Origin of the sequence: Mesorhizobium sp. LSHC420B00 (assembly GCF_000503055.1) — a bacterium.
Taxonomy (GTDB): domain Bacteria; phylum Pseudomonadota; class Alphaproteobacteria; order Rhizobiales; family Rhizobiaceae; genus Mesorhizobium.
This window is the reverse complement of record NZ_AYVY01000010.1, coordinates 25,864-51,000: the sequence shown is the minus strand read 5'-3', so window position 1 is coordinate 51,000 and position 25,137 is coordinate 25,864. Positions and strand designations below refer to the sequence as shown.

19 protein-coding genes and 1 pseudogene are annotated in these 25,137 nt (G+C 63.5%); 11 read left to right on the top strand and 9 right to left on the bottom strand.

Annotation, left to right across the window (positions count from 1 at the left end; all coding sequences use genetic code 11):
- The first annotated feature begins 28 nt into the window (after nucleotides 1–28).
- Together X760_RS55695 and X760_RS55690 are read left to right on the top strand one after the other, a co-directional pair.
- Nucleotides 29–1,030, top strand: coding sequence for a rhamnose ABC transporter substrate-binding protein (locus X760_RS55695; protein WP_023719425.1), 1,002 nt, complete (start codon nucleotides 29–31; stop codon nucleotides 1,028–1,030).
- A gap of 84 nt (nucleotides 1,031–1,114) precedes the next feature.
- Nucleotides 1,115–1,876 carry a glutamine amidotransferase gene (locus X760_RS55690; RefSeq protein WP_023719424.1) on the top strand — a complete coding sequence of 254 codons (762 nt, stop codon included), beginning with the start codon at nucleotides 1,115–1,117 and terminating at the stop codon, nucleotides 1,874–1,876.
- Nucleotides 1,877–1,990: 114 nt separating this feature from the next.
- Here X760_RS55690 and X760_RS55685 read toward each other — a convergent pair whose 3' ends face one another.
- The gene (locus tag X760_RS55685) at nucleotides 1,991–2,872 is read right to left on the bottom strand and encodes a YihY/virulence factor BrkB family protein (RefSeq protein WP_023719423.1); all 882 of its coding nucleotides are present in this window, start codon (nucleotides 2,870–2,872) and stop codon (nucleotides 1,991–1,993) included.
- Between the two features lie 222 nt (nucleotides 2,873–3,094).
- On the opposite strand from X760_RS55685, the gene X760_RS77230 reads away from it, so the two are divergent.
- From X760_RS77230 to X760_RS55675, 3 genes and pseudogenes are all read left to right on the top strand, one after another.
- Complete coding sequence (locus tag X760_RS77230) at nucleotides 3,095–3,643, top strand: caspase family protein (RefSeq protein ID WP_198030498.1); 549 nt, start codon at nucleotides 3,095–3,097, stop codon at nucleotides 3,641–3,643.
- Nucleotides 3,634–6,939 carry a caspase family protein gene (locus X760_RS55680; RefSeq protein ID WP_023719421.1) on the top strand — a complete coding sequence of 1,102 codons (3,306 nt, stop codon included), beginning with the start codon at nucleotides 3,634–3,636 and terminating at the stop codon, nucleotides 6,937–6,939. Before X760_RS77230 ends, X760_RS55680 begins: the two co-directional genes overlap by 10 nt.
- Nucleotides 6,940–7,038: 99 nt before the next feature.
- A pseudogene (locus X760_RS55675) lies at nucleotides 7,039–8,431 on the top strand (NAD(P)H-dependent oxidoreductase).
- Between the two features lie 261 nt (nucleotides 8,432–8,692).
- On the opposite strand, the gene proC reads toward X760_RS55675, so the two are convergent.
- Nucleotides 8,693–9,508: a pyrroline-5-carboxylate reductase gene (proC, locus tag X760_RS55670; protein ID WP_023719420.1), complete on the bottom strand. Its 816-nt coding sequence runs from the start codon at nucleotides 9,506–9,508 to the stop codon at nucleotides 8,693–8,695.
- Nucleotides 9,509–10,250: 742 nt separating this feature from the next.
- On the opposite strand from proC, the gene X760_RS79105 reads away from it, so the two are divergent.
- The 4 genes from X760_RS79105 to X760_RS55645 all read left to right on the top strand — a co-directional run bounded on the left by X760_RS79105 (nucleotide 10,251) and on the right by X760_RS55645 (nucleotide 14,766).
- Nucleotides 10,251–10,901, top strand: a complete 651-nt coding sequence (locus X760_RS79105) for a hypothetical protein (RefSeq protein ID WP_023719418.1) — start codon at nucleotides 10,251–10,253, stop codon at nucleotides 10,899–10,901.
- 209 nt (nucleotides 10,902–11,110) lie between these two features.
- Nucleotides 11,111–12,124 (top strand): bifunctional methylenetetrahydrofolate dehydrogenase/methenyltetrahydrofolate cyclohydrolase, encoded by a 1,014-nt coding sequence (locus X760_RS55655; protein ID WP_023719416.1) that lies wholly within the window; start codon nucleotides 11,111–11,113, stop codon nucleotides 12,122–12,124.
- A 16-nt stretch (nucleotides 12,125–12,140) separates the two neighbouring features.
- The gene (locus X760_RS55650; protein ID WP_023719415.1) at nucleotides 12,141–13,139 is read left to right on the top strand and encodes a GlxA family transcriptional regulator; all 999 of its coding nucleotides are present in this window, start codon (nucleotides 12,141–12,143) and stop codon (nucleotides 13,137–13,139) included.
- 112 nt (nucleotides 13,140–13,251) lie between these two features.
- Nucleotides 13,252–14,766, top strand: coding sequence for a VWA domain-containing protein (locus X760_RS55645; protein WP_023719414.1), 1,515 nt, complete (start codon nucleotides 13,252–13,254; stop codon nucleotides 14,764–14,766).
- A 48-nt stretch (nucleotides 14,767–14,814) separates the two neighbouring features.
- Here X760_RS55645 and edd read toward each other — a convergent pair whose 3' ends face one another.
- The 3 genes from edd to zwf form a co-directional block, all read right to left on the bottom strand.
- On the bottom strand, nucleotides 14,815–16,638 hold the full coding sequence (gene edd, locus X760_RS55640) for a phosphogluconate dehydratase (protein WP_023719413.1): 1,824 nt from the start codon (nucleotides 16,636–16,638) through the stop codon (nucleotides 14,815–14,817).
- Nucleotides 16,639–16,711: 73 nt separating this feature from the next.
- The gene (pgl, locus tag X760_RS55635) at nucleotides 16,712–17,425 is read right to left on the bottom strand and encodes a 6-phosphogluconolactonase (RefSeq protein WP_023719412.1); all 714 of its coding nucleotides are present in this window, start codon (nucleotides 17,423–17,425) and stop codon (nucleotides 16,712–16,714) included.
- Complete coding sequence (gene zwf, locus X760_RS55630; RefSeq protein WP_023719411.1) at nucleotides 17,407–18,876, bottom strand: glucose-6-phosphate dehydrogenase; 1,470 nt, start codon at nucleotides 18,874–18,876, stop codon at nucleotides 17,407–17,409. Before zwf ends, pgl begins: the two co-directional genes overlap by 19 nt.
- A gap of 274 nt (nucleotides 18,877–19,150) precedes the next feature.
- On the opposite strand from zwf, the gene X760_RS55625 reads away from it, so the two are divergent.
- Nucleotides 19,151–19,897 carry an SDR family oxidoreductase gene (locus X760_RS55625; protein WP_023719410.1) on the top strand — a complete coding sequence of 249 codons (747 nt, stop codon included), beginning with the start codon at nucleotides 19,151–19,153 and terminating at the stop codon, nucleotides 19,895–19,897.
- Nucleotides 19,898–19,964: 67 nt separating this feature from the next.
- Here the strand turns inward: X760_RS55625 and X760_RS55620 are convergent, their stop codons facing one another.
- From X760_RS55620 to X760_RS55605, 4 genes are all read right to left on the bottom strand, one after another.
- Nucleotides 19,965–20,765, bottom strand: a complete 801-nt coding sequence (locus X760_RS55620; protein WP_245278604.1) for an SH3 domain-containing protein — start codon at nucleotides 20,763–20,765, stop codon at nucleotides 19,965–19,967.
- Nucleotides 20,766–21,024: 259 nt separating this feature from the next.
- Nucleotides 21,025–22,311, bottom strand: coding sequence for an FAD-binding oxidoreductase (locus X760_RS55615; protein WP_023719408.1), 1,287 nt, complete (start codon nucleotides 22,309–22,311; stop codon nucleotides 21,025–21,027).
- A 57-nt stretch (nucleotides 22,312–22,368) separates the two neighbouring features.
- Nucleotides 22,369–22,737, bottom strand: a complete 369-nt coding sequence (locus X760_RS55610) for a four helix bundle protein (RefSeq protein ID WP_023719407.1) — start codon at nucleotides 22,735–22,737, stop codon at nucleotides 22,369–22,371.
- Nucleotides 22,738–22,796: 59 nt separating this feature from the next.
- Complete coding sequence (locus X760_RS55605; protein ID WP_023719406.1) at nucleotides 22,797–24,230, bottom strand: glutamine synthetase family protein; 1,434 nt, start codon at nucleotides 24,228–24,230, stop codon at nucleotides 22,797–22,799.
- A 168-nt stretch (nucleotides 24,231–24,398) separates the two neighbouring features.
- Between X760_RS55605 and X760_RS55600 the strand changes: the two genes are divergently transcribed.
- Nucleotides 24,399–25,115, top strand: a complete 717-nt coding sequence (locus X760_RS55600; protein WP_023719405.1) for an HAD family hydrolase — start codon at nucleotides 24,399–24,401, stop codon at nucleotides 25,113–25,115.
- Nucleotides 25,116–25,137 lie beyond the last annotated feature (22 nt).

Below are 25,137 nucleotides of genomic sequence, written 5' to 3'. Positions count from 1 at the left end.
AAGCCCGAATTTTGACGGAGGAGTCACAATGAAAGCGTTTAGATTAGCCCTGCTCGCATCCGCGGTTCTGCTCGCGCCAACCTCGCTGGCCTTCAGCCAGGAATGCGCCAAGGAACCCGTAACGGTCGGTTTCCTGCCCAAGCTCGACACAGACCCCTACTTCAAAGTGGCTTTTGGAGGTGCACAAGAGGCAGCCAAGGAAATTGGCGGCACCGCTACCCAGGTCGCCCCATCGCAGGCGACCGCCGAGGCGCAAATCGAATTCATCAACAGCCTCGTGTCGCAGAAGGTCGGGGTCATCGCAATTGCCGGCAACGACGCCAATGCCGTCGCGCCGGCGCTGAAGCGCGCCGTTCAGCAGGGCGTCAGGGTGATTTCCTATGACTCCGATGTGGCCGCCGATGCTCGCGCGGCATTTGTCAATCAGGTCAAGGGCGACAGTCTCGCCGAGATGATGCTGGAAAGTGCATTCGCCCTCAGCGGCGGTGAAGGCGAATTCGCGATCCTGTCGTCGACGCCGACGGCGACCAACCAGAACGCCTGGATCGACTTCATGAAGGCGAAGATAGCTGCCGAGCCGAAGTTCTCCAAAATGAAGCTGGTGCAGGTGGCCTATGGCGAAGAAAGCGAACAAATCAACCAGCAGCAGGCGCTGGCGCTGGTCCAGGCGTTTCCCGATCTCAAGGTGATCATCGTCCCGGCAGGCATCGGCCTTCCGGCGGCCGCGCGTGCGCTCGAGGAGGCGGGCATGATCGGCAAGGTCAAGCTGACCGGCCTCGCGCCGGCTACTCTGATCTCGAAATACATCAAGGACGGGGCGGCCCAGGATATCTGGTGGAACGTCACCGATCTTGGCTATCTTACCTACCAGACGGCCCAGGCGCTTGCGCAGTGCAAGATCACCGGAAAGGAGGGTGAGAAGTTCACGGCAGGCAGGCTCGGCGAATACACGATTGGCGCCGGCGGCGAACTGATCCTTGGTCCAGCCAAGATCGTGACCCCCGAAAATCTGGCCGAGTTCAAGTTCTGATCCTTTGGAGTTCGAACTCCGCGGGGCGCCGGTCCAACCGGCGCCCTCCTAAACCTCTCGAATGAAAACAGTGCGGGGGCGGCAATGAAGATATTGCTTGCGGGCGAAACCTTTGCGGCGACGACGTCGGTCGCCGTCGGTAGCGATGTGCTTACAAGTGCGACCTCGACAAATGGCGCGACGGCCTTCAATGCCGCGCTGGCCACTGAGGGCATCGCCGTCACGCAGATCGGCGGTGAGCGTTGCAGCGCGGAGTTTCCCTATGACCTCGATGGGCTCGCCCAATATCAGGCGGTGGTGATCTCCGACGTCGGCGCCCTGACATTGCTGGTGACGCCGGATGCCCGCGCCGGGCGTGTCGGCGTCAACCGCCTCGATCTGCTCAAAGCCTATGTCGAAGGTGGCGGCGGGCTGATGCTAGCCGGCGGCTATATGGGCTTTCAGGGCATGTTCGGGACGGCGCGGTTCCACGACACCCCGGTCGAGGACGTTCTGCCGGTCCGTTGCCTACCCTACTGCGACGGCATGGAGGTGCCGCAAGGCCTGCAGGCCTCCATCCTGCAGCCGTCACATCCGATTTTTTCCGGGGTGGAGGGGCCTTTGCCGCCGATCCTCGGCATGAACAAGCTGGAATTCAGGCGCGACGGTTCATCCCGGCTTCTGGCGACCTGCCACCACCGCGGCACCGACTGGACGCTCCTTGCCGTCGGCAGCCACGGCCGCGGCCGCACGATTGCCTGGGCAACCGATATCGGCCCGCATTGGCTCTCGCAGGATTTTCTCGCATGGCCGTTCTACGGAAAACTGACGGCGAACATGGTCCGTTGGCTCGCCGGCAATGAATGAGAAAGCCGGACACCAGGTTTGACCACTGCAGTCCGCCTGCCGCTGCCTCCGATGCCGCGCGAGGCGCCGGTGACCAGCACCACCTTGCCGGCCAGGTCGAATTTCGGCGTGAACTCATTTGTCATGCAATTCCACCTTGTTCTTCAAATCGGACCGGCTGCCGTGTCGAACCGAATAGGCTCGCGTGAATTCGGCGCCCAGCAGAAATATCTCGGCCGAATAATAGACCCACAACAGCACGACGAGCAGGGCGCCGGCCGCGCCGTACGACGATGCGAAAGCGCTGGTTCCGATATACCAGCCAATCAGCGACTTGCCGATGGTGAACAGAAACCCGGTGACGACGGCGCCAAGGCCGACATCGCGCCATTGCAGACTGCGGTCGGGCAGCACCTTGTAGATCGCGGCAAACAGCAGCGCGATCAGGGCAAACGAGACAATCCCGTTGACCGCGCTCAGGATGATGGTGCCGAACGGCAGATAGGCGTTGATGACGTCTCCGAGCGCCGAAATCGCGGCGCTTACAACCAAGGACACCAGGAGCAGGAAACCGAGAGCGGCGACCAGGCCCAGGCTTGCAATGCGTGCCCGCACCAGCCGTGAGATCGTTGCTGCCCTCGGTTTGACTTTCCAGATTTCGTTCAGCGCCAGCTGCATTTCGCCGAACACGCCGGATGCGGCGACGAACAGCGTGACCAGCCCCAGAATGCTGGCAAGGGTTCCCGCTTCCTTCTGCGAAGCGTTTTCGATCGTCGCCTGCAGCAGCTCGGCACTTTGCGGTCCCATCAGGCCGGCGATCTGTGCCGAAAGGGCGAGTTGTGCCGCCTCGTGCCCGAAGGCCATGCCGGCGATAGCGACGACGATCAGCAGGATCGGCGCAAGCGAGGTCGTGGCATAAAAAGCTATCGCCGCCCCATGGCTCAGCGCATTGTCATCGATGAAGCCGAGGACGCTCTGCTTGAGGAGCCTCCAGCTCTCTGCTGCCAAATTCCACATGTGGGCCTCGCATGCTGTCAACAAACAAGTAGCGGCGGCGCAGCGCTGGGCGAGGGAGGGGCGCGAAGATCGCAACGGAGCGGCACGACAGGCCACGACAAGAACACCTCTTGCCCGAACACTTGCCAAGCGCCGGCCATCATGATGCCATGGCGCTGTGGAAGATTGCACGCTGGGTTGGGGTGGGCGATGTTGTTTCCAGGTGCAACAGGGCGCATAGGCGTGGCGTTTGCCGCGCTGCTTTTGTGCGCGCTGGTTCCTGCTCGGGGCGAGGAGCCGAAGGCGCTAAAAGGCGTCGCGCTCGTCATCGGGCAGTCCGACTATGAGCATGTCGGCAAGCTGCCCAATCCGGAAAACGACGCCCGCGCCATCGAGGAGATGTTCGACAGGCTCGGCTTCGAAACCGATGTCGCGACCAATCGCGACGCACGCAAATTGCGGCGCGACCTCGAAGGCTTCGTCGACGATGCCGAGGGTGCCGACGTCGCCATTATCTACTATTCCGGCCATGGCATCGAAGCCGGTGGCGAGAATTTCCTGGTGCCCGTCGATGCCGACATTGCGGCGCTCGAGGATGCCGGCGAGAAGCTGGTCCCGCTGTCGTCGATCGTGGCCGAACTGAAGGCCAAGGTGCCGGTCACCATCGTGCTGCTCGATGCCTGCCGCAACGACCCGTTTCCGCCGGGCACGCTTTTGAAACTCAAGCGGGTGAAGCCGGCAAGCCGATCGGCGCCGGCGGCCTCGGCGAAACCCGCAGCGTTGTGGCGTTAAAAGACAGCGCGCCGGCCAAGGGTTCGGCCGACGACAGCGGTTCTGGCAACGACAGCTTGGGCCAAGTCATCGGCTTTGCCGCCGAGCCCGGCAAGGTGGCGCTCGACGGTCCCGCCGACGGCAACAGCCCCTACGCGGCAGCCATATTGCGTCACATCGACACGATGGGCGGCGAGGAATTCGGCACTGTGCTGCGCATGGTCGGCGAGGAGGTCTATCTCAAGACCGGCGGCCGGCAGCGGCCCTGGGTCAATGAGAGCCTGCGCCGGCTGCTCTATTTCGGCACGCCCGCCGAGGTGCCGAAAGGCGAGGAGGGCGAGATCCTCACAGAGCGCCGCCGGCTGCTGCTGACGATCTCGACGCTGCCCGACCCGCAACGCCGCCAGATCGAGACGATCGCCCGCGACGGCGGCGTACCGATGGACGCGCTCTACGCCATGCTGAAGACGCTGGGCACCGAGACACCCAGGGATGCAGCCGAACTCGACACATTGCTGCGCGGCCAGACCGAGCGGCTGAAACAGGTACTGGCCGAGCAGGCGACGCTGAAGAGCCAGGATCCGGAAATCGTCCGGCTTTCAAAACTGGCCGAACAAGCGGTGCAGGAAGGCGCGCTGGAAGCAGCGCAGAAAATCCATGAACAGGCCAAGGCCCGCGTTGGCGAACTGTCGAAGACCGTCGACCGGGCTGAAGCCGACCTCAAGGCGCGTCGTTTCGAGTTTGCCGAGGTTTTCGGCGACAGCGCCAAAACCTACGAAATCTCCTTCAGCTATCAGGCGGCAGCCCAGGACTATGCCAAGGCCTATGAGCAGGTCGAGAAATGGGACGACCATGAAGCCTGGTTCTACAAGGCAGCCGAGGCCCAGGCGCTCTCCGCGCATGGTTCTTTCTCGGGCGACAACGCCTTTCTGGTGCAGGCGGTCGCTGCCTATGAAAAGGCGCTGACCTATGTGTCGCGCGAAAACAGCCCGCGGCAATGGGCGGCCACGCAAAACAATCTCGCCACCACACTGTCGACGCTGGGCGAGCGCGAGGCCGGTCGCGAAGACCTCGACAAAGCGGCAGCCGCCTTCGATCAGGCGCTGAGCGTCTACACGCGCGACGCCAATCCGGACGACTGGGCCTCGACGCTAGGCAATCTCGGCACCGTCTATTGGCGGCTCGGCCAGCGCGAGAACGGCACGACGTTGCTCGACAATGCCGTTGCCTCGTTCCGCGCGGCGCTCGAGGTGCAAGTGTCGAAAAAGCTGCCGCTCGAATGGGCGGCGACTGAGAATAATCTCGGCATCGTGCTCTCCGAACTGGGTGAGCGCCAAGCCACCAGCGACAGCTTTCGCGCCGCCATCGAAGCGCATCGCGCCGCGCTGACCGAATACCGCAGGGAGCGCGTGCCGCTCGACTGGGCGTTGAGCCAGGTCAATCTCGGCGCGGCCTTGTTCCTCCTCGGGGAGCGTGAACAAGACGTACCGACGCTTGAGCAGGCCGTTGCCGCCTATCAGGCGGCGACGGAGGAAATGACGCGCGAGCGCGCGCCGGCGCAATGGGCGACGATCCAGAACAATTTGAGTTCGGCGCTGGAATCGATCGGCCAGATCAATGGCGACATTGCTACGCTTCAGCGTGCTCGGGAGGCGGCAGAGGCCGCACTGACGGTGTGGACGCGCGACCATGCGCCGGCCAGCTGGGCAAACGGCCAGTTGACGCTTGGCAATGCCTTGCAGCGTCTCGGCGCCAGGCAGGCCGGCAATGACGCGCTGCTCAAGGCGGTCGCTGCCTATGAGGCCGCACTTTCTGAATATCCGCGCGAAAAGCTGCCGCTCGACTGGGCTTCGTTGAACCAGAATCTGGGCTCGGTCTATGCGACGCTTGGTGATCGGGACACCGGCATCGACTATCTCCGGAAGTCGGCGTCCGCCTATCGCGAGGCCTCGCAGGTCTATACCGTCGCCGCCGCGCCGCTCGAATTCGCCTCAATAGAGCACAGTCTCGGCAACACGCTGTCGACCTGGGGCGACCGTGCTCGCGACAAAGCGATCCTTGAAGAAGCGGTCGCCGCCTATGATGCAGCGCTCACCGTGCGAACCAAGGAGAGTGCCCCGAAGGACTGGGCGAAGACGCAGTACCGGCTGGGCGCAGCACTTTCCATGCTCGGCAAGGCCGATGGCGGTTCGGACGAGGCGCTCCAGCGCTCGGCGGTGGCCTATCGCGCGGCGCTCGAAGTGCAGAGCCGTGACAGCGACCCCGACGCTTGGGCGGCAACGCAATGGGGTCTCGGCCATGTGCTCCTGGTTCTGGGCGACCGCACGCAGGACGGCGAAGCGTTCAACCAGTCGGCGACGGCGCTTGAAGCGGCGCTGCCCTTCTACGACCTCGCCACGGTGCCGGAAGATCACGCCCAGCTGCAGAACGAACTCGGCAGCGCCTATTACTACCTTGCCGGCAGCGCCAATGACCCGTCGCTCTACCAGAAGGCGGCGGCCGCGCATGAAAAGGCACTGGCCGTCTATGCCACGCTGCCCGACCGCTCGCTCTGGGCTTCGGTCGAAGGCGACCTCGGCAATGCCCGCATGATGCAGGCAAACGCCAGTTCCGACCCGGACGCCATGGCCAAGTCTGTCCAGGCCTATGAGGCGGCACTGACGGTGATAAGCCGCGACAGGGATGCCGACGAATGGCTGCGCAACCAGACCAATCTGGCCAGCGCGCTTTCGACGCTGGGCTACTGGCGCGACGACGTTGCCCTGCTGAAGCGTTCGGCCGGCATCTATCGTTCGATCCAGAGCGTGCGCTCGCGCGACCGCGCCCCCGAACGTTGGGCCAGCACGCAGGCAAGCCTGGCCAATGTGCTTGGCATGATCGGCGCGAAAGAGCCTTCGCCGGCTTTGTTCCACGAGGCGGTCGCCGTCTACCGAGCATTGGCAGACCAGGTCGACCGCGACCGCGACCCCGAGCGCTGGGCGAGCATGCAAAACGAGATCGGCTATCAGCTGACGCTCGCCGGCCGCGCCGGAAACAACGTCGCCAAATTCGAGGAGGCGGTGCCGATCCTGCGCGAGGCCATCGCCGTGCAGAAGAAGATCGGTTCGGTGCCGGGCATCGCTTTCACCGAGGACAGCCTGTGCGACGTGCTTACCGATCTGGGTGCTGCTCGCAAGCAGAAGGCAATGGCCGAGGAAGCGATAGCCGCCTGCCAGCATGCGCTCGTCATCTTTCGGGATGGCAAGATGGACGACCTTGCCGCCGGCTCCGCAAAGAACCTTGCCGAGGCACAAGCCTTGCTGGCCGAATTGCAATAGCGCACAGGAAAAGGTGGCCGCGGCCGGTTTCGATTGGCAAAGGGTTGCCGTTCCCTGCTATTCCCGCTTCAAATCAAAAAAGCAGTGGACGTTTCCAGCATGACCAATGTCGCCTTGACCGGGCTTGCCCGGGATCTTGCCAAGCGCGCGGCGGAAGGCCGCCCGGTGCGCATCGGTGTCATCGGGTCGGGCGAGATGGGCACCGACCTGGTGACACAAGGCATGCTGATGCCGGGCATTTCGGTTTGCGCGATTTCGACCCGCCGGCCGCATACAGCGCGTGACGCCATCCGCATCGCCTATGGCGACGAGGCAATGGCAGCCGAAGCGGACAGCGCTTCGAAGGTCAGCCAAGCGATCGAGAGCGGCAAGATCGCANGGCGACGAGGCAATGGCAGCCGAAGCGGACAGCGCTTCGAAGGTCAGCCAAGCGATCGAGAGCGGCAAGATCGCAATCACCTCGAACGAGATGCTGGTCACCAATCCGCTCATCGATGTTGTCATCGATGCCACCGGCAAGCCCGGCGTCGCCGCCGATTTCGACCTGATGGCGATGCAGCACGGCAAGCATCTGGTGATGATGAATGTCGAGGCCGACGTCACTATTGGCTGCTACCTCAAGCAGCAGGCCGACCGGCTCGGCGTCGTCTATTCGGTCGGTGCCGGCGACGAACCGTCGAGCTGCATGGAGCTGATCGAGTTCGCCTCGGCGCTCGGCTACACCATCGTCTCCGCCGGCAAGGGCAAGAACAACCCTCTCAACCACGGCGCCGTTCCCGACGACTACCGGGAGGAAGCGCTGCGCCGCAACATGAATCCGCGCATGCTGGTCGAGTTCGTCGACGGCTCGAAAACCATGGTCGAGATGTGCGCCATCGCCAACGCCACTGGGCTGGTACCCGACGTTCCCGGCATGCACGGCCCCAAGGCCGACCGTGACGAGTTGGTCAAGGTGCTGATCCCGCGCGAGCAGGGCGGCATCCTGGCGAAGAAGGGCGTTGTCGACTATACCGTCGGCAAGGGCGTGGCGCCCGGTGTCTTCGTCATCGTCGAGGCGACTCATCCGCGGATCATCGAGCGCATGGACGATCTGCATATCGGCCACGGCCCCTATTACAGCTTCTTCAGGCCCTACCATCTGACCTCGCTGGAAGTGCCGCTGACGGCCGCCCGTATCGCGCTTTACGGCAAGCCCGACATGGTGCCGCTGCCGAGGCCGGTGGCCGAGGTCTGCGCCGTGGCCAAGCGCGATCTGGCGGCAGGCGAGACGTTCGACGCGATCGGCGAGACCTGCTACCGCTCCTGGACCATGACCGTCGAGGAGGCTCGCGCCCACCACGCCGTGCCCGTCGGCCTGCTCGAAGGCGGCAAGGTGCTGAAACCGGTGAGGAAAGGCGAATTGCTCACCGCCGACAATGCCGCGCCCGACCCGACGACCAGGCTATTCGCCTTGCGCCGGCTGCAGGACGAGATGCTGTATGGGGCGGGTTAGGTGCGGTGCAGAAACTTTGACGTCGGCGGGACAGCGCCCCTCTCTGTCCTGCCGGACATCTCCCCCACATGGGGGGAGATCGGACGTCACGCCGGCTTTCGCCAATCTCCAACATCGCAGTTCGTGAGCGGAGCGCCCAAACTGCCAATCTCCCCCCTTGTGGGGGAGATGTCCGGCAGGACAGAGGGGGGCGCGAAGGATCGCTACAGAGCGTTTGCTATTGCCCCTGAAACGCACGGCCGACCCACGCCTCGACAGCTGTTACTTCCCCAGCTCTACCGACCGCAGCCGCGCCGCTTCCACCGCCTCGGTGAGCAGGCGTGTCAGCCGGTCCTCGCCCATCAGTACTGCAAGGGCCGCAGCCGTGGTGCCGTTGGGGCTGGTCACCTGCTGCCTGAGCACGCCGGGCTCCTCGCCGCTTTCGGCGGCCAGCGATGCGGCGCCGTAGACCGTCTGCATTGCCAAGAGCTTGGCAGTCCCGGCCGGCAGGCCAGCCTTCTCGGCGGCCACCGTCAGCGCTTCGATGAAATGGAAGATATAAGCTGGACCGGATCCGGAGACTGCCGTCACCGCGTCCATCAGGCCCTCGTCGTCAATGTCGGCCACTTGCCCGCTCGCCGAAAGCAGACCGGCGACAAGGTGTTTGGTGTCCTCGGAAACCAGCCTGTTGGAAAACACCACCATCATGCCCTTGCCGATTGCCGCCGGCGTGTTGGGCATGCAGCGCACGATCGGCGCGCGGTCGCCGAGAATGCCTTCGAACGTGGCGACCGGTGTCCCGGCGGCGATGCTGAGGAAAGTGGTTCGGCCATCGTTGAAGCGGATGTAGCCAGCCGTCACGTCGCGGATCACCTGCGGCTTGACCGCCATGACGACGAGGGCCGGCACGGCGTTGGCCGGTATGGCGCCGACATCCGCGGCAGCACCGCAGCCCAGTGCTTCGGCACGCTTGCGCAACTCGGCATTGGGCTCGACCACGAACACCGCAGCCGGAGCGAGCTTGCCGGCTTTCAGCCAGCCGGAGAGCATGGCGTAGCCCATATTGCCGCAACCGGCGAGAACAAGCCTGATCGTCATCGAAGCTCTCCATTCGAAATGGTTGGCTTTGCCATAGACGTTCGTGGACGGACGGGGAAGCCCCTCTCGGACCTTGATCAGGGGCCGGGTTATGTCGCCGCTTTCGCCGCCTGATCGGGCTCGGTCAGTCCTGACCCGATCACTCTGGACGGCCAGGTTCGGCCCATCCCAGACTAAAAACAGGGATTGCAGACGAGGTGGGAGCGATAGCCTGGATTCTCCAACAGCGCACCAAAGCCGACAAGAAATCCTCCCCAACCAAGCACAACTGCCACGGCCACGACGCCGACTCCCATAGCCATCTTGCAAGCCGCCACGGCCCCTGAAGAAAAGCGCCATCGGCGTATCAAAGCAAGGATTGCGGTCCCTGCCAGCAGACTAAGCACCGGAACTCCGAAGAGCACAGCGTGCATCTCCAGCATCAGCGCAAACGGAGTGTCTGGCGTTATCATACGGATAGCCTCCCCCGAATTCTGACGGTGTTCAAGAGGGCGACTTCATGAACCCTTAACCGACATCCCGCCATTTTTCGAGTGATCGACCAATCGTGGGCGACGAACTCGATGGCATTGTCTTAAGGCGGGAAACGAGGTCTCTCAGCCGACCAAATTAACCTTTTATTTCCTATGCCTGTTTAGCATCGCTTAACCAGTGGACGGTCGCTACGTCCCAGCCCTAGGGGAAAGCTCCAGGAACCATGGCTTACAGGGATAATCGTCAACACTGGAGGAACGAGCGGTCTTTGCTGTCGCTCGTCGAGGCAGTGCGCGACGAGGACGAAGCATCGCTGGTTTCGCCAGAGGACCGTGCAGGCCCGTCATGGCGCGAGGATGCCGCCACACGCCATCGTCTCGCCCGGTCGCGCCGCGAGGCGCGTGCCAGTCCGATCCTGTTGGCAGCCGCCGGTACAAGCCAGCTCCGTCCTGATGGGCCGGAGGCCGGCACCATACTGACGGAAGAGCCTGCAGCTGCCGATGTATTGTTCGACCCCGCTGGCTCCCTTGGCGGCCGCGATGCCGGTCCCGCTGAGGACAAAGCGTACCGGGCAGCGCGTCGGCGTCCGATCGGTACCGTGTTGTCGGCGCTGCGCAGGCTCATGCCCGGCAGAGCGCCGGAGGAGATGGCGTCCGGCGAGACTTCCGCCGCGACAAATTCCGGCGCAGCGATGCCGCCTGCCTTCGATCTACAGCCGCTCTATGCCGGACAGCCACCTTATCCGCAGCAACCCACGCCGCAGCATTCGGCCTATACTCAGGCCTGGTCGAAGGAGGCAAATCAGGTTTCGGAAGCCGCCGATCAGCAAAGCCAGATCGAGGAAATCCGTGCCAGCCTGCGTGAATTCCGCGAAGCGGTTCGCGAGCTCACCGAAAACCGCACGCGCCGCTATTTCTAAGCGTCGAATAAAACATGCCGGTTTCGAGTTAGCGGCATGGGACGGCGCATTGACGGGATTGCCCGGCTCGATTTTCGTGAAAATGCCGCGCTGCATGTCCGCCCGGCTGCGCATGGTTCTGGGCAACGACATGCATAAAAGGTATCTGGAGTACGCCGCGGGGATGCTTTAACGCGGCAGGCTTAGGCGATCGGCGTCGAGGGTGGTTCATGGCTGAGTTGATTGACGGAAAAAGCGTCGCCGAAGACGTGGTGCGGCGGGTCAAGGCCCTGGTCGCCGAACTGGCGGAAAAGGGCGGACGGCAGCCCGGCCTCGCGGTGGTCATCGTCGGCGAGGATCCGGCGAGCCAGGTCTATGTCGCCTCCAAATCCCGCACCGCCAAGGAATGCGGCTTCTATTCGGTTCAGCACACGCTGCCGGCCGAGACCTCCGAGCCGGACCTGTTGAAGATCATCGGCCAGCTCAACGCCGATCCGGCCATCAACGGCATCCTGGTGCAGCTTCCGCTTCCCGGCCATATCGATGCCGGCAAAGTCATCCAGACCATCGCGCCGGAGAAGGATGTCGACGGCTTCCACTTCATCAATGTCGGCAAGCTCGGCACCGGTGAACTCGATACCGCCTTTGTTCCCTGCACGCCCGCCGGCNTCATCCAGACCATCGCGCCGGAGAAGGATGTCGACGGCTTCCACTTCATCAATGTCGGCAAGCTCGGCACCGGCGAGCTCGAGACCGCCTTCGTGCCTTGCACGCCGGCCGGCTCGATGCTGCTGATCGAACGGGTGCGCGGCAAGGATCTGTCCGGCCTCAATGCGGTCGTCGTCGGGCGCTCGAACATCGTCGGCAAACCGATGGCGAATCTACTGCTTGCCGCCAACTGCACGGTCACCATCGCACACAGCCGCACCAGGGACCTGCCGGCGCTTGCCCGCACCGCCGATATTCTGGTCGCAGCCGTCGGCCGGCCTGAAATGGTCCGCGGCGACTGGGTCAAGCCTGGCGCCACCGTCATCGACGTCGGCATTAACCGCATCGCCGCACCTGAAAAGGGTGAAGGCAAGACCCGCCTCGTCGGCGATGTCGAGTTTGCCGAAGCAGCGAAGGCGGCCGGCGCCATCACGCCGGTGCCTGGCGGCGTCGGGCCGATGACCATTGCCATGCTGATGGCCAACACGCTAGCTTCCGCCTACCTCGCAGCCGGGTTGAAACGGCCTTCCTTCTGACCAGAGAGCAGCGTCCTTGCCGAACCTCACTGTTCCCTTAGAACGGCCGGTCACCAATGATCCCGTTCAGGGCGGCCGGCAGTTCGGGTTTCTGCTGGTCGACAAGTTCTCCATGTTCTCGCTGGCCGCGGCAATCGACACGTTCCGGTCGGCGAACCGGCTGCTCGGCCGCGATTTCTATGGCTGGACGACGGTGTCGGCCGACGGCGATGCCGTCATGGCTTCCAACGGCCTGCCGCTCAAGATCGACTACGCCGTTGTCGATCTGCCGCCGGTCGATATCCTTTTCGTCTCGGTCGGGCTGACGACGGAATTTCCCGGCAAGAGCAAGGTGCTGGCGGCGCTGCGCAGCTGGGGCCGGCGCGGCAATGCGCTCGGCGCGCTTTCGGTCGGCTCCTATTTGCTTGCCGAAGCAGGCCAGCTCGATGGCTATCGCTGCACCATCCATTGGGAAAACCGCGCCGGGTTCCTCGAACGCTTTCCGGACATCAACTGCACCGGCAACGTCTTCGAGATCGACCGCAAGCGCTACACCTGCGCCGGCGGCACCACCTCGATCGACCTGATGCTGGAAATCGTGCGCGGCGATTTCGGCTCGAGTCTTGCCAATGGCGTCGCCAACCAGTTCCAGCATGAGCGCATCCGCTCGGCCGGGGACCGCCAGCGCGTCGGCCCGGAACGCGACCTGACCGGCAAGTCGGAGAAGCTGCGCCGCATCGTCGAGCTGATGGCCGACCATCTCGACGAGCCGCTGTCGGCGGTGCAGCTCGCCAAGTCGGCGGGCCTGTCGGTGCGCCAGGTCGAGCGCCTGTTCCTGCGCCATCTCAGTGTGACGCCCGGGCGCTATTACATGCGGCTCAGGCTCGAGCGGGCGCGCGAATTGCTGCGCCAGACCAACATGCCGATCCTCGACGTGGCAATCGCCACCGGCTTCACCTCGCATTCCTATTTTGCCCAGAGCTACCGGCTGCAATTCGGCCGGCCGCCTTCCGAGGAACGCCGCACGACCTATTGAGGGTTTGGCAGAGAGGCGACGCAGCTTCGTACTCCGTCCGGGCTTGTGTCGCGACGCGGCGTCAAATAGCGTTCCGGCGCCGAGCGGCGGCGACTGACGGGGGAGATTTTTGATGGCGGGATTTGTGCGGAGCGTCGCTGCGGCGGCCCTGTTGCTCTGGACGACGGGGTTCGGTTTCGCCGCCGATCGCGTCATCGTCATTCTCGATGCCTCCGGCTCGATGTGGGCGCAGATCGACGGCAAGCCCAAGCTCGAAATCGCCCGTCAATTGCTGCGGAACGTGCTGCAATCGGTCCCGGCCGATGAGGAAATCGGCCTCATGGCCTATGGCCATCGCGAGAAGGCCAGTTGCGACGACATCGAACTCATCGTGCCGCCGCAGGCAGGCTCGGCAAGTGCGATCTCAGCCGCGGCCGACAGCTTGAAATTTCAGGGCAAGACGCCGCTGACCGCCGCTGTCAAGCAAGCGGCGGAAGCATTGAAATACACCGAGGACAAGGCGACGGTCGTTCTCATCACCGATGGCATCGAGACATGCAGCGGCGATCCCTGTGCGCTCGGCAAGGAGCTTGAGGCTGCCGGCATCGACTTCACCGTCGATGTCGTCGGCTTTGGCCTGACGGCTGCCGAAGGCAAGCAGGTCGCCTGCCTGGCCGATAACACCGGCGGCAAATATATCGAAGCATCGGATGAAAAGGCATTGCAGGATGCCCTCGTCGAGACCGTTGCGCCGCCGCCATTCGCTCCTGAACCGGCTGCCGCCCCGCAGCCTGCTCCCCAGCCGGCGCCTGCCCAGCCGGCGGAGTCCAATTTCGTGCCCACCGTCGTGCTTGCCGAAGGTGGCGATCCCGTCACCGACGGCAATGCCTGGGAGATCTATAAGGCGAATTCCGACGGCACGCGCGGCGATCCCGTCGCCACCGAATACGGCGCCTACAAGGGCAATCTGGAGGCGGGCAGATCGGAAGAGCACACGTCTGNTCAGACGTGTGCTCTTCCGATCTACTATGGCGACACGAAAGTCGTGCTGCCGGCCGGCGACGAGAAGGTGACCGTCACGATCGGCCAGGGCGTGGTTACCGAGACGGTCCCGCTTGCCGCCGGCAGGGTCATCGACAAGGATATCATCGTCGGCGTCGGGCATGTCGTCGCCAACGCCTACTATGCTGCCGGTGGCGACAAGGCCGAGGGTTCTGGCGTCGGCTTCAAGGTGTTCCAGGCGAAAAAGGACATCGGCGGGACCAGGCAGGAGGTGACCTATGCCTACGGCCCCGACAGCAAGTTCGATCTGCCGCCCGACGATTATGTAATGGTCGCGACCGTCGATCTCGCGGTGGCCGAGCAGCCGTTCAGTGTCAAAATTGGCGAACATCAGGATCTGAAGATCGCCATGAACGCCGGCGTGCTGGCGATCACCGCGCCAGGGGCCTCGAAGATCGAGATATTCGAGGCCAAGAAGAACATCGATGGAACCCGCAAGTCGGTCGGCTACGCCTATGACCAGAAGTATCAGGCCACCTTGTCGGTTGGCGACTACGCGCTGGTTTCGGAGAAGTCGGACAGCAGCTCGAAGGAAGGCGCGGTAACGGTCAGGGCCGGCGCGCGAGCCGAGCTGACGGTTCAATAGATCCAAGGGAGAGCGGCCACCAGCCGCTCTTCCTCATGGCCGAAAAAGTCACGCCACGCCGAAGGCGCTCGCGCCATGGTCGGCGCGGCCCACCATCTGCCGGAACCCGGCGAAGAGCTCCCGGCCGAAGCCGAATTCATTGCCTATGAGGTCGCTGTCCGCGGGCCGGCGCAGTGCGAAATCGCCGGCCGGCACCAGCACCTCGAGCGTTCCGGCCTCGGCGTCGAGCCTGATAATATCGCCGTCATGAATCCTGGCGATCGGCCCGTCCTCCGCCGCTTCCGGCGTCACGTGGATCGCCGCCGGCACCTTGCCGGAGGCACCCGACATGCGCCCGTCGGTAACCAGCGCCACATGCTGGCCGCGGTCCTGCAGGATGCCGAGCACGGTGGTCAGCCGGTGCAATTCCGGCATGCCGTTGGCCTTCGGGCCCTGGAACCGAATGACGGCGATGAAGTCGCCGGTCAGCGACCCCGCCTTGAACGCCTCGTTCAGCCCTTGCTGGCTGTCGAACACCTTGGCCGGTGCCTCGATGATGCGCCGCTCCGGCTTGACCGCCGATGTCTTGATGACGGCGTGGCCGAGATTGCCTGAAAGCACTTTCAGCCCGCCGCTCGGCTGGAACGCCTTCTTGAACGGCGCCAGCACCTTCTCGTCGCCGCTCTGGCGCGGCGAGGCCTCGCGCACGACGCCGCCATCGGCGCCGAGCTTGGCCTCGACCGCGTAGGGGCGCAGCCCTTCGCCCCACACCGTCTGCACATCCTCATGTAAAATGCCTGCGTCGAGCAGTTCGCGGGTCAGGAAGCCGAGCCCGCCGGCGGCGTGGAAGTGGTTCACATCGGCAAGGCCGTTCGGATAGACCCGCGCCAGCAGCGGCACCGCTTCCGAGATGTCGGAAATATCCTGCCAGGTAATGGCGATGCCGGCCGCCGCCGCCATGGCGATCAAATGGATGGTGTGGTTGGTCGAACCGCCGGTGGCGTGCAGGCCGACGATACCGTTGACGATCGAGCGCTCATCGATCATCCGCCCGGCTGGCGTGTAGGCGTTGCCGAGCGCTGTGATCGCCAGCGCCCGCTTGGTCGCTTCCCTGGTCAGCGCGTCGCGCAGCGGCGTGCCCGGATTGACGAACGAGGCGCCAGGCGTGTGCAGGCCCATGATCTCCATCAGCATCTGGTTGGAATTGGCGGTGCCGTAGAAAGTGCAGGTTCCCGGCCCGTGATAGGATTTGGATTCGGCTTCGAGCAGTTCGGCCCGCCCCGCCTTGCCCTCGGCATAGAGCTGGCGGATCTTGGCCTTTTCGTCGTTCGGAATGCCGGTCGTCATCGGCCCGGCCGGGATGAAGACCGCCGGCAGATGACCAAAGGTCAGCGCCGCGATCACCAGCCCCGGCACGATCTTGTCGCAGACGCCGAGATAGACGGCGGCATCGAACATGTTGTGCGACAGGCCGATCGCCGCGGCCATGGCGATCACGTCGCGCGAGAACAGCGACAGCTCCATTCCGGGCTGGCCCTGGGTTACGCCGTCGCACATCGCGGGCACGCCGCCGGCCACCTGGGCGATGCCGCCGGCCTCGCGGGCCGCGTCCTTGATCAGTGCCGGAAACGTCTCGAAAGGCTGATGCGCCGACAGCATGTCGTTATAGGAGGTGATAATGCCGAGGTTCGGCACCCGGTCGCCGCCAAGCGCCACCTTTTCGGAAGGACTGCACACGGCAAAGCCATGGGCCAGGTTGCCGCAGGACAGCACGGCCCGGTTGGCGGTGCGGTTCGAGGCTTCGCCGATGCGGCCGAGATAAGCCTCGCGACCGGGCCTGGAGCGCTCACGGATGCGCTGGGTGATGGCTTCGATGTCGCGTCTTGCGGTCATGGCGGTCGGTCCTTTCAGGCGAGGTCCCGCAAACACCTTCCGGCTGTTGCCGGGACCTGCAGCCAAGTTGAGATCAGGGTGCCCAGAAAACCTCTACGGGCTTTTGAGTTGCATCGAGCACGGCGCGAATGGGCTTTCGTGTTCCAACTCCAAGCGCGGCCTCGAATGCGGTGCGTTTTTCCGCGCCCTCGATATGCAGCGCGATGAAGGCGGCATTGATGATCCGCGCCAGTGACAGCGTCAGCCGCGGCTCGCCGGCGCTTGCCGCGTGAACCGGAAGCACGATCCTTTGCGACGACGGATCGAGCAATCTTGCCAGGTTGTCGGCATCCGGAAAGAACGAGGCGGTGTGGCCATCAGTTCCCATGCCGAGCACAACAACATCGAGGGGCCAGGGCAGCACTTGCAGCGCCTCACTGTCGGAGACCGCTGCGCCCGCGATAGTTGCCGCAGCGTGGTAGAGCGGCACGAAATTCGCGGCGGCGGCCGCGTTCTGCAGCAGGTTAGCGGCAACCAGACCGGCATTGGAGCGCGGCGACGAGGGCGGCACGAAGCGCTCGTCGACCAATGTTATCGTCACCTTTTCCCAGACGATAGGAACGGTCGAAAGCGCCGCGAAGAATTTCGCCGGCGTCGTGCCGCCCGAGACTGCAAGCAGTGCCGTGCCGCGCTCGGCGATCGCCTTTGACAGGCGGCCGGCGACGTGGCCGGCAAGCGCTGTCGCCAACTCCTGGCGTCCGGCAAATTCGTGCCAGTTGTAGGCGCCGCCTAATTGCTCTCGTGCCATGTCCGCCCATCGCGTTCGATCAGCGCAATCGAGGCCGAGGGGCCCCATGTGCCTGCGGTGTAGCCTTGCGCCTCTTGCCTTCCGCTTTCCCAGGCGTCCTGGATCGGGTCGATCCATTTCCACGCAGCCTCGACCTCGTCGCGGCGCATGAACAGCGTCTGGTTGCCACGGATGACGTCCATGATCAGCCGCTCATAGGCATCGGGCGCGCGGCCGTCGAAGGATTGCGCAAAACTCATGTCGAGCGGGATCTGGCGCAGCCGCATGCCGCCCGGGCCCGGATCCTTGATCATGATGAACTGCTTGACGCCTTCGTCGGGCTGCAGCCTGATGACCAGTTGGTTGGCGGAGACCGGCCCGGCGCTCTCGCCGAAGATCGAATGCGGGATTGGCTTGAATTCGATAACGATCTCCGAAACGCGGGTCGCCAGCCGCTTGCCGGTGCGGAGGTAGAACGGCACGCTGGCCCAGCGCCAGTTGCCGATCTCGGCCTTGAGCGCAACGAAGGTCTCGGTGTTGCTGTTCTTGCCGAGTTCCTCGACATAGCCCTTCACCGGCCCGCCGGCCGAGGCGCCGGCACGGTATTGCCCACGCACCGTGTGCTTGGGCGCTTCGTTGCCGTTGATGCGTTTCAGCGCCCGCAGCACTTTCAGTTTTTCGTCACGGACGGCATCGGCGTCCATCGACGACGGCGCCTCCATGGCGACGAGGCAGAGCAGCTGCAGCATGTGGTTCTGTACCATGTCGCGCAACGCGCCAGCCTTGTCGTAATAGGTGACGCGGTCTTCCAGGCCGACCGTCTCGGCCACGGTGATCTGCACATGATCGACATTGGCGGAATTCCACAACGGCTCGTAGAGCGCGTTGGCGAAGCGCAGCGCCATCAAATTCTGCACCGTCTCCTTGCCGAGATAGTGGTCGATGCGGAAAATCTGGCTTTCATGGAAGTCGTCGCCGACCAGGTCGTTGAGCGCGCGCGCCGAAGCGAGATCGCGGCCGATCGGCTTTTCCAGCACGATCCGCGAATTCGGCGTGATCAGCCCGTGCTCCTTCAGCTTGTGCGAGATGTCGCCGAATAGCGCCGGCGCCACCGCCAGATAGAAAGCGCGGATGTGTTCGCTGTCGCCGATCGCCTTCTTCAGCCTGTCGAAGCCGGCACCTGTGGTTGCGTCGGCCGGGACATAGGAGAGCCGTGCGAGGAACGTTTTCAGTTCCGTGGCGTCGATATCTTCCGGTTTCACATGATCGGCAATCGCCTGCCTGGCGAAAGACTGGAATTCCTCATCGGTCATCTTCGAACGTGATGTGCCGATTATGCGCGTCGGCTCGGAAAACTGGTGGTCGCGCTGCCGGTGGTACAGTGACGGCAGAAGCTTGCGTTCCGACAGATCGCCGGTGCCGCCGAAAATGATAAAGTCGAAAGGGTCGACGGGGATGATCTGGCTGGTCATGGTCTGTCCGCTCTGACGCCGGTCGCGATAACGCGGCTGATATAATCTAATCGATTTAAACTTGCCAGTGTCATTGCGTCACATCCGCGTGTGCTCTTGACACCGGCTCTGGCCGGAGGCTTGTCGGCAAGCGATGCTTCCGGGAGCGTTCGCAGGTGCAGCATAGAGCGGGATCAAGGCGAAAGCCAAAGGAGAAATCGGCAATGGACACACATCTTTCGATGGCCATGGCCAAACGCGTCGTCGATCGTCTTCAACGATGAGTGAGAAAGGCATGCGCCTCCAAAACAAGGTCGCCATCATCACCGGCGCTGCCTCGGGCTTTGGCGAGGGCATGGCCAGGCGCTTTGCCGAGGAGGGCGCGCGGGTCGTTGTCGCCGATCTGAACGCCAAGGACGCAGAGCGCGTCGCCGGCGAGATCGGCGAAAAGGCGATCTGGACCCAGACCGACGTCTCGCTGCGGTCCGAATTCGACGACATGGTCCATGCTGCAATGAGCGCCTTCGGTCGCATCGACATCATGGTCAACAATGCCGGTTACACCCATCGCAACGGTGACATGCTGGAAGTCGACGAAGCGACCTTCGACCTGATCACGTCAGTCAACATGAAGGCAATCTACAACGCAGCACTTGCCGTGGTGCCGGCCATGGAGCGGCAAGGCGGCGGCGTCATCCTGACGACGGCTTCCACGGCCGGTATCAGGCCGCGGCCTGGTCTCACCTGGTACAACGCATCGAAGGGCTGGGCGATCACCGCGACCAAATCGATGGCGGTGGAACTCGCGCCAAAGAACATCCGTGTCAACTGCCTGTGCCCGGTCGCCGGCGAGACCGGCATGCTTGAGAAATTCATGGGCGCCGACACACCCGAGATCCGCGAGAAGTTCCGCGCATCGATCCCGCTCGGCCGGCTTTCGACGCCGCTTGACGTGGCCAATGCCGCGCTTTGGCTCGCATCGGATGAAGCAGCTTTCATCACCGGCGTGGCGCTGGAAGTCGACGGCGGCCGTTGCATTTGAACCCCTAGGCCATCCGGCGACAGGCGGCTGATGGCGAGCGATCCGAGCCGCGATCGCTCTGTCTGTCCTACGCCCCGGTTTTGACGTAGCTCTTGTAGACCCAGCCGCGCTTGCCGTTGTAGACGATCTGGCACCACTGCTTGCAACTCATCACTTGCACCGAGGTCTTGGCCGGCACGGTGAGAATGGCGGCCGCATTCTTCTTTGGGCCGGTGCGCATGGTGACGGATCTCAGGATGCGTCCGGTACCGGCAGTATTGGTTTTTCCGGATTTTGCCTTGGTGCTGTTGTCGTCTTCGCTCGCGGACTGCGTCGGCAGTTGCGGCTTGGGTGTGGGGATGGCAGCGGTCTGCGCACCGTCGGGCCCTGTGTTTTTCGTCGAGCTGCCGGGAGCCGCCACCTTGGCAAACAATGCCGCAGCGTCGGGTTTCGCTGCCGGATCGGCGAATGCCACCGAAGCAGACGATTTATCGGCCGCCTGATCGGTCTGGCTTGCCAGTTGGTCGGATGCTGCTGTGGCGGCGGCCGATGCCGTCTTTGGTCCCGTCCAGCGGGGATCGTTGGGAGCCAGCGCCGGTATGTCGGCTTCCGCCGCGGCCACCGCCGGGGAAACCGCGTCGGCCTTGCCCGTCGTCCGCGGCGCCGCAGCGACCTTGGAAGGCATGATCTTCGTCGTCTTGACCGGAATGGTCGGAACGGTCTGCTCAGGGCTCGCCGCCGCCTGTCGTTCATTGGCCGGCAAGGCCAGCCACAGCGCCACTGCGGCAACGCCGAGCAGTGCTGCCGTGCCAAGCGCAGCGATCACGAGATGCGCGTTCGACCGGACCCCGTGCCAGAACGTCGGCCGCATATCGTAACCGAATTGCATCGCAAGGCGCCGTCGTTCCGGCGCACCGAAACTGAAGGGCTCTCTCACACTTGCCACCTCCATTTGCGGGCCGATGTTCTGACGACCGATGCCGGAGAGCCGGCATTTCGATCGGCATCGTTCCCAAACCAAAAGCGGGCAGGCCCGCAAAAATTCCCCGTTCAGCTGCCCACGAGCATCATCTTTCGCCCGCGATTGTGGCATCACTGCGCCCTTGGCGGGGATTCTGCGCCCTGGTTAAGGATTCTGCAACGCCTGGTTAAATCCTGTCCCGCAACGCGTACCAGTTGAGCGCAAGAAAGAGCAGTGGCGCGCGGAAACGCCGGCCGCCGGGGAAAGGCGGAATCTTCAGATCCTCGATCAGCTTCAGCCGGTCGCGGTTGCCGGCGACCGTCTCGGCATAAAGCTTGCCGAAAAAATTGGACAGCATGACGCCGTGGCCGGAATAACCACCGACCGAGATCACATTGGGCATGACTTCGCGCACGAACGGCTTTCTCGGTACGGTGATGCCGACATAGCCGCCCCAGCCATGGGTGATCTCAATGTCCTTCAGTGCCGGATAGATCTCGGCGATCTGCCGGCGGATGTGGATGTGAATGTCCTTGGGATCGTTGACTGCGTAGATCTCGCGCCCGCCAAACAGCAGCCGCCCATCCTTCGATTTGCGGAAATAGCGCACGACGAAGCGCGAATCGTCGACCGCCTCGCCACCCGGCAACACTTTGGAATTGGCGCCCAGCGGTACCGTTGCGCCGATGAATGAGCCGATCGGCATGATATGCGAAGCACTCACCGGCTCGAGCGTGCCGCCATAGGCGTTGACCCCGATCAAGCACTTCCCGGCGATGATCGTGCCCTTCGGCGTCGTCACCCTCACTTTGCCGCCGCCGGAGGTGATGCCGGTCGACGGTGTCTGCTCGAAAAGCTTTGCGCCGGCCTGTGCCGCGACTTTTGCGGTGCCGATCACCAGCTTCAGCGGATGGATGTGGCCGGTGCCCGTGTCGCGGGTGCCGCCGAAATAATGCGTCGAGCCGAGCCGCTCGGCTGTCTCCGCGGCATCCATGAATGAGATGTGCGGATAGCCGAACCGGCTTGCCATGATCTCGGCATGCGCCTTGTAGTCGTCGACATAGCGCTTTTTGTGCGCCACCGACATTTGGCCGGGCATATAGTCGATCTCGATCTGGTGCACCGCGGCGAAGTCGAGGAGATGCGCCTTGGCCTCTTCGGCCAGGTCGAACAGCGCCTTGGCGCAGGAAAAGCCGTATTCCGCTTCCAGCTCCTCTGCCCAGGCCCGCTGTCCGGTGCCGAGCTGGCCGCCATTGCGGCCCGATGCGCCGTCACCGAAACGATGCGTTTCGATAAGCACGACATCCGCGCCTGACTTGGCGAGATGAGCCGCAGCCGACAGGCCGGTAAAGCCGCCGCCGACGATCACCACGTCGCATGTCCGGTCGCCGTCGAGCGCCGGATATTCGGGCCTTGGTCCGGCCGTGTCCTCGTACCAGGAGCGGCCGGGGGAGATTGGGGATTGGTAAGTCATGATGCTCGGCTAGGGGAGTAGGGGAGTAGGGCAGTAGGGCAGTAGGGCAGTAGGTGTCTATTCAGCCGACAGCTTGCGGATGAGAAGCCGCAAGAGCTTTCCTACGCTCTCGCTGTGAGGCATCAATGATTCGACTGCCTCGCGAGAGGTAATTCCAACCCGTTGCGCGATTAGAAGGTGTGTCTCCAGTTCCTTGAGTGATCCCTGGGCGATCCTGAGAAACTGCTGGTAGGAAGCTCGGCTTTCTCGGCCGTAACCCTCGGCGATGTTGGCTGGCACAGACGTTGCTGCCCGACGCACCTGACCCGTCAGCCCGTAGAGCTCGTCCTTCGGCCAGGTCCTTGTGACTTGGGAGATTGCAACCGTTAGGTCCATGGCTTGCTGCCAGACGATCAGATCCCTGTACGATGCGATCTTGTCCGTCATCCTTGCCCTACTGCCCTACTGCCCTAACTGCCCTACTGCCATATTGCCCTACTCTCCTACTACACATTCAGCAGCAAATACTCCCGCTCCCATGGGCTGATCACTTCCATGAAGGTCTCGAATTCCGCCCGCTTGATCGCCGCATAAGTCGCTGCGAAGGATTTGCCGAGTAGGGCGCAGAGTTCCTCGTCGGCCTCGAACAGGTCGACGGCTTCGAGCAGGCCGCGCGGCAGGTCGATCTCATCCTCATTGGCGGTCGTCAGTACCGGCGGATCGGCCTTGATCTTATTGGTCATGCCGATCAGCCCGCAGGCGAGCGATGCGGCCAGCGCCAGATAGGGATTGGCGTCGGAGGAAGGAATGCGGTTTTCGACGCGCCGCGCTGCCGGGTCGGAGCGTGGCACGCGAAAGGCCGTGGTGCGGTTGTCGTAGCCCCATTTGTTGTTGACCGGCGCCGAGGCCGCCTGCGTCAGCCGCCGGTAGGAATTGACGTAGGGCGCAAACATCACCAGCGCGTTCGGCACATGTTTCTGCATGCCGCCGATGAAGTGGAAGAAGGCCTCGGTCTCCGAGCCGTCCTCCGCGGAAAAGACGTTCTTGCCGGTCTTCTTGTCGATGATTGACTGATGGATATGCATGGCCGAACCGGGCTGCCCCTGGATCGGCTTGGCCATGAACGTGGCATAGATCTCGTGCTTCAGCGCCGCCTCGCGGATGGTTCGCTTGAACATGAACACCTGGTCGGCGAGCTCGATTGGATCGCCGTGACGCAGATTGATTTCGAGTTGGCCGGCGCCCTCTTCGTGGATCAGCGTGTCGATCTCCAGGCCCTGGCTTTCGGAGAAATGATAGATGTCGTCGATCAGTTCGTCGAATTCGTTGACCCCGGCGATCGAATAGCCGGCGCCGCCGCCGATCGGCCGTCCGGAGCGCCCGACTGGCGGGGTCAGCGGGTAGTCCGGATCGGGGTTCTTGCGCACCAGGTAGAACTCGATCTCGGGCGCCACCACAGGTCTCAGCCCGCGTCTGTCATAGGCGGCAAGCACGCGCTTCAGAACGTTGCGCGGTGTGAACTCGACCGAGCGGCCGTCCTGGTGGACGAGGTCGCAGATGACCGCCGCCGTCGGGTCCTCCTCCCACGGCACCACCGTCAGCGTCGAGAGGTCAGGCATCAGCTTGAGGTCGCCATCGTCCTCCGGATAGTGGAAGCCGTTGCCGTCCTCCGGATAACCACCCGAGATCGTCGTCATGAACACCGCCGAAGGCAGGGCAAGCGAGGTGTTGGAGGTGAACTTCTTCGACGGCATCATTTTGCCGCGCGCAACCCCGGCCTGGTCGGGCGTGATGCATTCGATGTCTTCGATGCCGCGCCATTCCAGCCAGGCGCTGACTTCCTTCCAGTTCTTGACGCCACGTTGGTTTTTCACGAAGGCAGGCGTGCGGGCGCGTCCTCCGCGGCTCGACGGACGGACTTCCTTTTTTGCAGGCGGCATCAATCACCAGATTTGTTGCAGATTGTGGAGTATAGCCGTTGCCGGCGACCAAAGGGAAGGGGAGCCGGCTGGCGTGCGCCTCGATTACCGGGGGAACACAACGACTTCCGGATAAAAACATCCTGGTCTAGGGTCGGCGTCCCGCAACGCCGCAATTGAAGACGCCGAATGCAACACAGCTGCAAACTGACGACGATCGGCTTCGACGCCGACGACACGCTGTGGCAGAACGAACAGTTCTTCCGCATGACCGAGAAGCGCTTTGCCGCGCTGCTCGCCGACCACGCCGAGGAGGACTGGATTTCGGCAAGATTGCTGGAGGTCGAGAAGCGCAACCTCGCGGTCTACGGCTTCGGCATCAAGGGATTTACGCTGTCAATGATCGAGACGGCGATCGAGGTCACCGAAGGCCACGTGCCTGCCTCAACCATTGCCGAAATTCTCGCCGCGGGCCGCGAGATGCTCAGCCATCCGATCGAGCCGCTTCCCTATGCGCGCGAGACCGTGGAAAAGCTGGCCGGCGCCTACCGCCTGGTGCTGATCACCAAGGGCGACCTCTTCGACCAGGAACGCAAGCTCGCGCAATCCGGACTGGGCGAGCTGTTCCATGCGGTCGAAATCGTCAGCGACAAGAGCGCTGCCACCTATAGCCGGATCTTCAGCCGCTACGGCGATGGCCCGGAAAAGGGCATGATGGTCGGCAACTCGCTCAAATCGGACGTCGTGCCGGCAATCGAAGCCGGCAGTTGGGGCATCCACGTGCCGCATGAACTGACCTGGGTGCTGGAGCATGTCGAGCCGCCGGTCTCAGCACCGCGCTTTCGCCAGATAGCCAATCTCGGTGAACTGCCGGGCCTGATCGAGCGTATCGGCGAGATTGATTGATCAGGTCTGCAGTCGACGCGTC

Coding starts and splice junctions, on each gene's coding strand:
- X760_RS55695 (WP_023719425.1), top strand. CDS start 29: ATGAAAGCGTTTAGATTAGCCCTGCTCGCATCCGCGGTTCTGCTCGCG.
- X760_RS55690 (WP_023719424.1), top strand. CDS start 1,115: ATGAAGATATTGCTTGCGGGCGAAACCTTTGCGGCGACGACGTCGGTC.
- X760_RS55685 (WP_023719423.1), bottom strand. CDS start 2,872: ATGTGGAATTTGGCAGCAGAGAGCTGGAGGCTCCTCAAGCAGAGCGTC.
- proC (WP_023719420.1), bottom strand. CDS start 9,508: ATGACGATCAGGCTTGTTCTCGCCGGTTGCGGCAATATGGGCTACGCC.
- edd (WP_023719413.1), bottom strand. CDS start 16,638: ATGACCGCAAGACGCGACATCGAAGCCATCACCCAGCGCATCCGTGAG.
- pgl (WP_023719412.1), bottom strand. CDS start 17,425: ATGGCACGAGAGCAATTAGGCGGCGCCTACAACTGGCACGAATTTGCC.
- zwf (WP_023719411.1), bottom strand. CDS start 18,876: ATGACCAGCCAGATCATCCCCGTCGACCCTTTCGACTTTATCATTTTC.
- X760_RS55625 (WP_023719410.1), top strand. CDS start 19,151: ATGCGCCTCCAAAACAAGGTCGCCATCATCACCGGCGCTGCCTCGGGC.
- X760_RS55620 (WP_245278604.1), bottom strand. CDS start 20,765: ATGCAATTCGGTTACGATATGCGGCCGACGTTCTGGCACGGGGTCCGG.
- X760_RS55615 (WP_023719408.1), bottom strand. CDS start 22,311: ATGACTTACCAATCCCCAATCTCCCCCGGCCGCTCCTGGTACGAGGAC.
- X760_RS55610 (WP_023719407.1), bottom strand. CDS start 22,737: ATGACGGACAAGATCGCATCGTACAGGGATCTGATCGTCTGGCAGCAA.
- X760_RS55605 (WP_023719406.1), bottom strand. CDS start 24,230: ATGCCGCCTGCAAAAAAGGAAGTCCGTCCGTCGAGCCGCGGAGGACGC.
- X760_RS55600 (WP_023719405.1), top strand. CDS start 24,399: ATGCAACACAGCTGCAAACTGACGACGATCGGCTTCGACGCCGACGAC.